Below are 9451 nucleotides of genomic sequence, written 5' to 3'. Positions count from 1 at the left end.
AGAGAATGTCAATATTGCTAATTCTAGTGCAGAGATTAGTGAGAGAGTAGATAAGGTAGCTAAAGATATATTAGATGATGTGAATAAGAAGAGGTTTTAACCCAATCAAACTCTTAGTTTTTTAAGGGCGAGAACACTCTTAATCAGCCGAAGCATTAAGATTAGCTTTTGCTTCAGGTGGGAGAATCTCAAGGAATCTATCTATATTAAATTGAATGCCTTGTGCCTTTGCCTCTTTGATTAAAGCAAATGCATCTTCCATATTATACACACTTCCGCCGTGATAAGGGTCAAATACACGCGTTACAATTGCTAAGGCATATGAAGCTCTCTTCACTTCATCAGAAGCAGCGTGAGGCATAGTAATATAAGCAGTTGTTTGAATCAATGTCTCATCAAAATGCCAATGGTCAAACAAATAGCCCAAAAATGTAAGATGGTCCAAACCATAAAACTCTATCTCCACAGAGCTTACATCATTAAAATTAGTCTCTTGAAGAGCAGTCAAAAATTCTTTATCTTTACCATTTTGAATAAGAGCATTAGCATAAAGCATCATTCCTAAACGCAATAACATCGCACAAGGTGCAAGAATTTGAGCAAGTTTTTTATCTGTTTGGGAAAACCATTCGGAAATAAAATCCACCTCTTTACTACAATTCCCCAAAAATTCTTGCGTATTTAAACCATAAGGCGATACATTGATTTCAAATCCTCCGCGCAATGAGTTAGCAATAGCAATATTTTTTACATTATTAATACCAAGTAGAGATACAACCTGATTGAGTGTAGAAATCTCACGAGAAAATCCATAATAAGGTGAATTTGCCAAACGAAGTAAATCTCCTGTCAAGAGAGGGTCTTTTGAAATAATATCTACCACACCATCTATCTGCACATCAGATCCCGCAGAATCCACATATTGTTGTAGTTTCATTACTGTTTCAGGTAGTGGGGGAAGATTATCAATCACCTTGAGTAGAAGTTCATTCATTTAATTATCCTTTCAAAGAAAATCAAATCCTTATCTAAAAAATTAGCCAATGGAAATTATAGCAAAAATCGCTATAAAAACTCTTTGAATTCGTGCAATTTTACCAAATATAGTAAAATGAAACATATTTTGCTTTTTTAAGATTTTTTCAGAGCCTGTGCAATAAGCTCTAATGGGTGAGCAAAACGCACTTTAGAATCAATTTGAGTTAAGGCATTATCAATTTGCATACGACACGCCCCACACTCTGCACTTACAACTTGTGCTCCACTAGATTCTATCATCTCTGCCTTTGGCTTACCAGCTTTTAGTGTCAAATCATAACGCGAACTCTGCATACTGATGCCTCCAAAGCCACAGCACCTCGCAGAATCACTCATTTCTTTAAGCACAAAGCTTTTTTCTAAAAGTGTGCGTGGCTCCTTGAAGATTCCTAACACTTTTCTTGCGTGGCAAGGGTCGTGATAAGTAACACTTTGGGTGCTAAAATTTTGAGGCAATATCTCCTGCAATGGTGTGTTATGGAAAAGCCAAGAACTCGCCATATCAATTTTTGGGAGCAACTTGTTTAGTCTCTCTATCCATTCTGGCTCATTACTTAATGCGTGAATCCAATCTTTTTTAATCATTGCAGCACAAGTCGCTTCGGGAATAATCATCGCATCAATACTCTCCCAAAAACTTTCAAAATACTCAATATTTCTCTTCGCCAGATAGGCTACACTCTTTACATCACCCGTAAAAAATGCAGGCGCACCACAACACTCTTGTAAATGTGGCACAAATGCCTTAATGCCAAGATGACTAAGAATCTCAAGCAAACTCTCACCCACATTCACATAATTATAATTACTCAAACAACCAATAAAGATCGCCACTCTCTTGTGAGTAAGGGTATTTGGTGGAGGCGTAGGATTACGCGGAGTGATTTCACCTTGATATTGTTGCAAAAAAGATTTACGCCATATAGGGAAAACTGACCTTTTTGCAAGTTTATTGTTTTCATTTTTAAAGAATTTAAAACGAGAGATAAGACGCCCATTCTCTTGCTTAAATGCACAAGGCATAAGGAAATACATAAATTTAAACACAAAATCCGCCATTTTACGATGACGCAAAAGATAAAAATATGCCCTCTTATACCACGCAATACCATACTTTTGAGCAATATCTACACGCACAGATTCTATTGCCACATCTACAGGCAGACTTGAAGGACAATGTGTAACACAAGTAGTGCATAAAAAACAAGATTCAAAAATATCTTTACTTGTAGAATCTAGCTCTATATCACCGCGTTTATATGCTCCAAGCAAGTCTAAAAAACCACGAGGTGAAGTAACTTCATCACGATTTACCATATAAATAGTGCAATGAGGGATACATTTTCCACACTTTACGCACGCACTTGCTGTTTGCTGTAAATCAAGCACTATACACCCCTAAATTGTCTTACTAAAGCGTTTAGTAGCCGTATGTGCGCTAAGATATGCATCAAAAGCCATAGCAATATTACGAATAAGCATACCGCCTGTTGGGGAAGTAGTAATACCTTGAGGTGTAATTTGCACCAAACCTATTTCTTCATATTCACGCAAAGATTCTAAAGCAGGAGCAAAATGCGTCTTAAAATCAATGTTAAACTTAGATTCTATGCTCGCAAAATCAAGGCAAAGGTTGTTCATAAGCCCCATAATCACTTCTTTGCGTAAAATATCTTCTGGGGTAAGTTCTACTCCTCTCTCTACGGGCAATCTCCCGCTATCAAGCGCACTCTCATAAGCATTCATATCTTTATAATTTTGCGAATAATAATCTACACCCTCGCTAATGCTTGTTAGTCCAATACCAATGGTTTGAGAGAATCCACGCGTAGTATATCCTTGAAAATTACGGCGAAGCTGATTTTGCACTTTAGCAAGATAGAGTTCATCAGTTTTTTTAGCAAAATGATCCATTCCAATCATCGCATAGTTATGCTCTTGTAAAAAAGTAATAGTATTTTTGAGAATCTGTAATTTTTGTGCGGGAGTTGGGAGTGTTGTTTCATCAATTTTGCGCATTGTTTTTTTCATCCACGGCAAATGAGCATAATTAAAAATAGCTAGCCTATCTGGGCTTAAATGCACAACTTTTTCAAGTGTGCGCGCAAAAGTTTCTTCATCTTGAAAAGGTAATCCATAGATAAGATCAAAATTTACAGACTTAATTCCAAATTCACGCGCAAGGCTAATTGCAGCACTTACTAACTCTACACTTTGTTTTCTATGCACTGCTTCTTGCACTTTGTCCTCAAAATCCTGCACACCGAAGCTCAAGCGATTGAATCCATTATCTTTTAACACTGCCATTTGTTCTCTTACAAAAAATCGTGGGTCTATCTCACAGCTTATTTCTGCAGAAGGGGCAAAATGTGTAAAAGTATTTCGCACAAGGCTTATAACTTCTTGCAATTCCTTAGCATTAAAAAATGTTGGTGTGCCTCCGCCAAAATGAAACTGCACTACCTCGCGCGTGGTATCCATATATCTACTTAGGAGGACGAGTTCTTTTTTGAGATATTCCATATAGTGTTGTTTTTTTTCTTCTTTACTTGTATAGACAACATTACAGCCACAATAATAGCACGCAGAGCGGCAAAATGGCAAATGCACATAAATTGACAGAGGTAAATTTGACATAGAATCTGCTCGAGAGAGTGCTTGAATATAAGTTTTATCATTCCAAGATTCTTTAAATTCTACTGCTGTGGGATAACTTGTATAGCGAGGACCTGATTTTGAATATTTCGCAAATGCCTCAAAATCGATTGTTTCTATTTTATTACTCAATATTTTTACTCCTCTCTTATTTAGATTTGCGAAGATAATCAATATCAAAAAACAAATTAGGATATTTCTTTTTAATATCCCTTGCAAGGATTGCCGTATTCACTTCTGGTAAATTCCCATCGTTTAAACGCAAAGATTCTAAAGCACTCTTTGCCACCACCATCGCATCATCAAAATCAATAGGCATTTGTGAGATAATATCTTTTTCTAACCTCATCACAAGCTTTTCCTCTTGAATATGTTTGATATGTGAAAGTAAGCGCACAAATAGCTTTTGTGGAAACACCACATACTCTTCGCCCTCATCATCTTGCAAAAACCATAAATCTTCTTTTGAAAACCCTCCATTTTCCATAGCAAGAAGCATAGCATTATCTTCGAGTCGGTGTAAAATACCGAGATTTGCACTTGCTTCATCAAGCCATTTGTGTTGCTTTGAGGCTTTCATTTTTGCTCCACAGATGCGAGAGGAATTTGATTTATCTGCGCTAAATAAAGCATTATACCTTTTTGTGCGTGGAGACGATTCTGTGCTTCTTGAAATACTCTGCTTTGTGCACCCTCTAGCACATCTTCACTTACTTCTTGCCCACGATACGCAGGCAAACAATGCAAGAAAATAGCATCTTTTTGTGCAAAATTTATCATTTGAGTATCCACGCAGAATCCTTGAAAATCCTTTTTGCGCTCCTCTTTTTGCTCTTCTTGTCCCATTGATGCCCAAGTATCAGTAACCACAACATTAACTCCACACACCGCTTCTTTTGGGTCTGTGCCTATAATAATTTTACCCCCACTTTGAGCGCATAGATTTTGTGCTTTTTCTACAATATCAGTTCGTGGAGCGTATTTTTTAGGTGTTGCAACGCGCAATTCAAAACCAAGAATACTTGCAAGATTAATCCACGAATGCGCCATATTATTCCCATCGCCAACATAAGCTACAATAGGCTCTTTGTATGTGCTAGGATAAAATTTATTGTGTTTTTTTGGTGGTATGGCGATACCGCATTCTATCATTGTAAGATAGTCTGCAATAAGCTGCACAGGGTGAAAATCATCACTTAGTCCATTAATTACAGGCACAGATGAATATGAGGCAAACTCCTCTAATCTACTATGCTTACTTGTTCTCATCATCACCATATCAACCATTGAGCTAATTACGCGTGCAGTGTCCTTGATTGGCTCTCCGCGTCCTAATTGTATATCTTTGTGTGAAAGAAAAATGCCGTGTCCTCCAAGCTGATACATTCCGCTTTCAAAACTCACGCGTGTGCGTGTAGAGCTTTTTTCAAAAATCATAGCAAGCACTTTGCCCTTAAAATAAAGCGGTGCATTGCCTTTTTGTAAAAACTGAGACTTAAGCTCTAAAATCACATCGAGCATTTCTAGAATCTCATCTTTAGAAAAATCTTTTAAAGTAAGAAAATGCCTCATTCTGTCTATCCCCATAATACAAAAGAAATAAAGCGTGATTGTATCCAAAAATCACTAAAGAAATTTTAATGCCTTATTTTTTTGGCAAGATATAGTCTTCAACGCCTATGGTGATATTGGCAGTGAGATTCTTAAATAGCACTTTATTTTTGCTACGCTCATAATAAAACTCTTGTCCTCCGCGCACAAACCACTGCACAAACGCTCCATTGTTTGCTACGCGCTTACCTTCACCATCAAAAATATCACGTGCGGCAAGAATATCATCAAACAAGGTAGGATAACTCACTTCTCCAAAAAATGCGCGTGCAGCAATCCATTTTGAAGTGCAATCTTTACCCATACATATATCTTGTTTTGTTATTACAATTTGTCCAACAGGTTTGCCAAGTTTATAGAGCTCAAGAGTGAGATTTTTATTTGATTTATATTTTAATGAGGCAAAATCATAAAATTTTACACGAGGGGTATCAATAAGAAGAATCTTAAATTTTGTGGGTTCTAACACAATAGATTCATTGGGATTTGTGTCCGGACGTTGAAAGTTTTCTTCTAGCCACGCACAAGAAGCAAATAAAAAAGGGAGGAGCATAAAGCCACTCCCCAAAAATAATCGCTTAAAAATATCAAACATTATATGCTTCGCTTTGTTTAAGCTCGTGCATTAGAAAGAATTCGATGCCAGATTCTGCCATCAAGCTTGAGTTCCATATTTACTTGACATAAACCATCTTTATAAACGGTTTCAAGCACTTCAGCATTACGAATAAGAGCTTGTACTTTTGTTTTAACCGTTGAACTTTGAAGCATCATATCACGCACCGTATCTTGTGCATTTACTCTAATGCCATACATTTTTTCACCAATTTGGCGATACGCATCAACAATCGCTGCTCTTTTTGCCATAGCAAAAGCTTGTGATGGAGAAAGAGAATTTTCAGGTGACACACCTATACCTACCGCACTAAGCGTAATTTCATTTTCAGGTGTAAGCATTGGGGAGTTAGGAATAGTATTGCTACCACCTCGTCCAATATATTCATTATCTCTATCAAATTTTGGCTCTAAGTTGTCTTTATTTAAGCCAGGAACCTCGACTTTTTCTACCACAAGTGTATTAATTTTTTGATTACCACCCGTGGGTTTAGAAATAAGATTTGGGTTAGTGTTATATCCTGGCATTGGTGGATAAGTTGGTGCTTGGATAGGTGCATACATAGGCTGATTACTTGCACTTGGCGGAATCAGCCCATTATTTGCTCCACCTGAATCACCACCAACATTGAATAAATCTCCACATCCACTCAATGCAAATACAGCAAAACTTGCGACAATCGAACTTTTAAGCACATTACTTTTCATATTCAGTCCTTTGAATTTAAATTTCAAGAGAACTAAAAGCAAGTAGTGTTCCATAATTTTATAATTTATGATAATAACAGAATCTATACAGCACTAGGCTCACTTTCTTAGCTTTTTGCTCTTACCGTCTCCTCCCACAATGGTATAATAGCTTCTTTACTAAACTTGTGTGCTACTCTAGCTTTTGCTGTCTCACCCATAGTTTTACGCTTATTTTCATCACTCATTAATTCTATAAGCTTATGGGCGTAAGTATGTAAATCATTATCTTGAATCAAATAGCCACTTTTATTATTTTCTATAATATCACTTGGACCTGTTTTAATATCAAAAGAAATAGGGCATAATCCATAAGAACAAGATTCCAAAAGTACCATAGGGAATCCCTCAAAACTACTACTCATTGCATAAATACTTGCTGCAAGATATTCAGATTCTATATCCTTTGTAAAAGGCTTTAGGACAATAGAATCTTGCAATCCTAAATTTTTAATTTTAGATTCTATCTCGTCTCTCATCTCACCATCGCCTACGATAATAAGCTTCCAAGAATGCAATGGGGGGGGGGTAGATGATTTAAATTTCTCTTGCACAAAAGCCCAAATATCAATGAGACGCAAAAAACCTTTTTGATCACCTCTATCCATACGCCCAACTGATATAATACTTTTTTGTTTTGAATCTGTGCTTTTTATAGAAATAATAGGTAAAAAATTAGCAATAACTTTAATATCTTTGTGATATTGCTCCCAAATAGGTATTTCTCTAGAAGAGAGAATAACAAGCGTATGAAAAAAAATATTTCGTGTATGATATTTACTAAAATTTAAATGAATAAGCCTTATATACCGTGTAAGTCTGTGTTTAAAAAAAGGTATATAAGTGCTATCATTGACAATAATTCCATCAAAATCCTTAAAGCGAAAAAATACAGATAGACTAAGAATAAACTTATAGAGATTTTTGTAATACATTTTAGAAAAAATATTACGACACATATACTTACCAAAAGCAGATTCTGATTCTTTGTTCCAAATATGAAGTTTTATATCATCATTCATAAGATAAGGCAAATGTTTATTTGCTTTGTAAAAACTCAAAATTTCTACTTTATATCCTACCTCACTTAAAGCATTAGCGAGATTTACCACTACTCGCTCCGCCCCACCAAATATACTTATATCATTTATTGTGAGCAAAATCTTCATTACATACAGACCGATGAATAAGGGCAAAATAAAGAGCAAAAAACAAGAAAAAAGATTTTAACATAACTGGGTACATCACATCAAACTGCACTTGCACCCATAATCCGATTAAAAAAATACTCACACATTTTGATACAAAGCTAAGTTGAGTGTGTGTCTCCCTATATGAAGCTTTAAGTGCTATATAAAATATATAAAAATTAAAAAATACAATCGTCAAAAAGCCAAAAACACCATATTCTAAAAAAATAGATAGGGGTGTAGAATGTATATGTCCAAAACCATATACATTTTCTGCCTTACTATACACAGAAGTGTCAATATAGATTCTATAAGGATTATCTTTGTCATAATAGGAGCGCAAATATTCGCCCACACTTGTTGCACCAGCAATATGTGGTTTAAAAGGTTCTTTCACAATAAGATGAAGTGCTGATTTATACATTGCAAGTCTTGTGATTGCTGAATGCTCAAGTGTAATTTTATTTTTGCCAAGTGCTAAACTTTGAGATGAACATTGTAACCACTCTTGTCCATCATCAAAACAATAAGCATCATATTGTCCCATTTCGAGAGGAGTACTTTGCCATATAATAGAAACATTATCTATCACATGTCCAAAATTATACCTATCAGATAATGTCTTGCTGTAAGTATAGATTCCATAAATAGAGGGTATGCTGATAAGCAAAATAAGAAAAACAATATAAATTTTGTATTTGTAATGCCATATAAAAAATGGAGACAGAAGCAGCGCAAAAAAACCCAATAAAAAGGAACGTTCCCCATTTCCTATAATCGCCATAAAACAAAGAAGTAACCCCAAAACAAAAAGAAGCTTAATCCTCACATTTTGCATTGTAGCCATACCAGCAACACAAATTGCACTTGCCCCAAGAAGCCATACATTAAGAGCAATAATATGAAAGAAAAAAAGTGGTGTCATATGAGTTTGAAAATTATTACTTACCCAGACATAAATTGTAGCCGCAACATCTACTGCGCACATTAATCCAAACAATAACAATAAAATATTGACTTTATCTTTTGATGTATGTATGGCATAAAAAAACATAATAAAAAATAAAATAATCCAACCTAAAATATGGCTATTGATTTTCTTAAACATTTGAGATATCGTATTTGGTGTAACCGTATCAAATAAAGTACATAAACCAAGAAGCAAAACAAGAGAAAAGCAAATAAGAGGAATTTTTATGTTTTTCAAATCTGACAAAGATAGTTTTTTATAATTACATATGAAGAAAATTAATCCACCAATATGAAAAAAAGTTTGCGCATTAAAAATCTTGCCAATGGAACCTCCTAGTCCATAAAAGATTATACCTACACAAAATAAAACAAATGTAATTTCTTGATTGTAGAGTTTAATAAAATTCACTAAGCGCAATGGGTTTCCTTTTTATAAAACTACAATATTATTTTTGCCATTTAATAATAAAAGTAATATTATAGTGTATTTTACACAATATCTTATTTTGATTTTATTTTACAAGCCCTATAGCTTTAAAATTTAATCCTTATAAATTCACTATGAAAGTGAACCAATTAGGCTTTTTTTCTCTTCAATATTATAAATACAATTACAATAAAAG

At 34.9% G+C, this 9451-nt stretch carries 9 protein-coding genes; all 9 read right to left on the bottom strand.

Annotated features, from left to right (window positions below):
- Positions 1 to 139: 139 nt before the first annotated feature.
- The 9 genes from cheP to LS65_RS09315 all read right to left on the bottom strand — a co-directional run bounded on the left by cheP (position 140) and on the right by LS65_RS09315 (position 9237).
- Positions 140 to 994 (bottom strand): cheVAW transcriptional regulator CheP, encoded by an 855-nt coding sequence (gene cheP / locus LS65_RS09355; RefSeq protein ID WP_034362235.1) that lies wholly within the window; start codon positions 992 to 994, stop codon positions 140 to 142.
- 137 nt (positions 995 to 1131) lie between these two features.
- Positions 1132 to 2427 (bottom strand): (Fe-S)-binding protein, encoded by a 1296-nt coding sequence (locus LS65_RS09350; RefSeq protein WP_034362238.1) that lies wholly within the window; start codon positions 2425 to 2427, stop codon positions 1132 to 1134.
- A 9-nt stretch (positions 2428 to 2436) separates the two neighbouring features.
- Positions 2437 to 3813 carry an oxygen-independent coproporphyrinogen III oxidase gene (hemN, locus tag LS65_RS09345; protein WP_034363261.1) on the bottom strand — a complete coding sequence of 459 codons (1377 nt, stop codon included), beginning with the start codon at positions 3811 to 3813 and terminating at the stop codon, positions 2437 to 2439.
- A 28-nt stretch (positions 3814 to 3841) separates the two neighbouring features.
- The gene (locus LS65_RS09340; RefSeq protein ID WP_034362240.1) at positions 3842 to 4273 is read right to left on the bottom strand and encodes a DUF2603 domain-containing protein; all 432 of its coding nucleotides are present in this window, start codon (positions 4271 to 4273) and stop codon (positions 3842 to 3844) included.
- Positions 4270 to 5265, bottom strand: coding sequence for an ornithine carbamoyltransferase (argF, locus tag LS65_RS09335; protein ID WP_034362242.1), 996 nt, complete (start codon positions 5263 to 5265; stop codon positions 4270 to 4272). Before argF ends, LS65_RS09340 begins: the two co-directional genes overlap by 4 nt.
- 73 nt (positions 5266 to 5338) lie before the next feature.
- Entirely contained in the window at positions 5339 to 5899 is a 561-nt protein-coding gene (locus tag LS65_RS09330; RefSeq protein WP_034362244.1) for an HP0838 family lipoprotein, read from the bottom strand.
- 17 nt (positions 5900 to 5916) lie between these two features.
- Entirely contained in the window at positions 5917 to 6627 is a 711-nt protein-coding gene (locus LS65_RS09325; protein WP_034362246.1) for an LPP20 family lipoprotein, read from the bottom strand.
- Between the two features lie 107 nt (positions 6628 to 6734).
- The gene (locus tag LS65_RS09320) at positions 6735 to 7835 is read right to left on the bottom strand and encodes a glycosyltransferase family 4 protein (protein ID WP_034362248.1); all 1101 of its coding nucleotides are present in this window, start codon (positions 7833 to 7835) and stop codon (positions 6735 to 6737) included.
- Complete coding sequence (locus LS65_RS09315) at positions 7810 to 9237, bottom strand: O-antigen ligase family protein (RefSeq protein ID WP_236096701.1); 1428 nt, start codon at positions 9235 to 9237, stop codon at positions 7810 to 7812. Before LS65_RS09315 ends, LS65_RS09320 begins: the two co-directional genes overlap by 26 nt.
- Positions 9238 to 9451 lie beyond the last annotated feature (214 nt).

The sequence above is a fragment of the Helicobacter japonicus genome (genome assembly GCF_000762845.2).
Taxonomy (GTDB): Bacteria; Campylobacterota; Campylobacteria; order Campylobacterales; family Helicobacteraceae; genus Helicobacter_C; species Helicobacter_C japonicus.
This window is presented reverse-complemented; position numbering and strand designations above follow the sequence as displayed.

Bases quoted from the DNA above. Each gene is read 5' to 3' on its own strand.
- cheP (WP_034362235.1), bottom strand. From the start codon at position 994: ATGAATGAACTTCTACTCAAGGTGATTGATAATCTTCCCCCACTACCT.
- LS65_RS09320 (WP_034362248.1), bottom strand. From the start codon at position 7,835: ATGAAGATTTTGCTCACAATAAATGATATAAGTATATTTGGTGGGGCG.
- LS65_RS09330 (WP_034362244.1), bottom strand. From the start codon at position 5,899: ATGTTTGATATTTTTAAGCGATTATTTTTGGGGAGTGGCTTTATGCTC.
- LS65_RS09325 (WP_034362246.1), bottom strand. From the start codon at position 6,627: ATGAAAAGTAATGTGCTTAAAAGTTCGATTGTCGCAAGTTTTGCTGTA.
- LS65_RS09340 (WP_034362240.1), bottom strand. From the start codon at position 4,273: ATGAAAGCCTCAAAGCAACACAAATGGCTTGATGAAGCAAGTGCAAAT.
- argF (WP_034362242.1), bottom strand. From the start codon at position 5,265: ATGAGGCATTTTCTTACTTTAAAAGATTTTTCTAAAGATGAGATTCTA.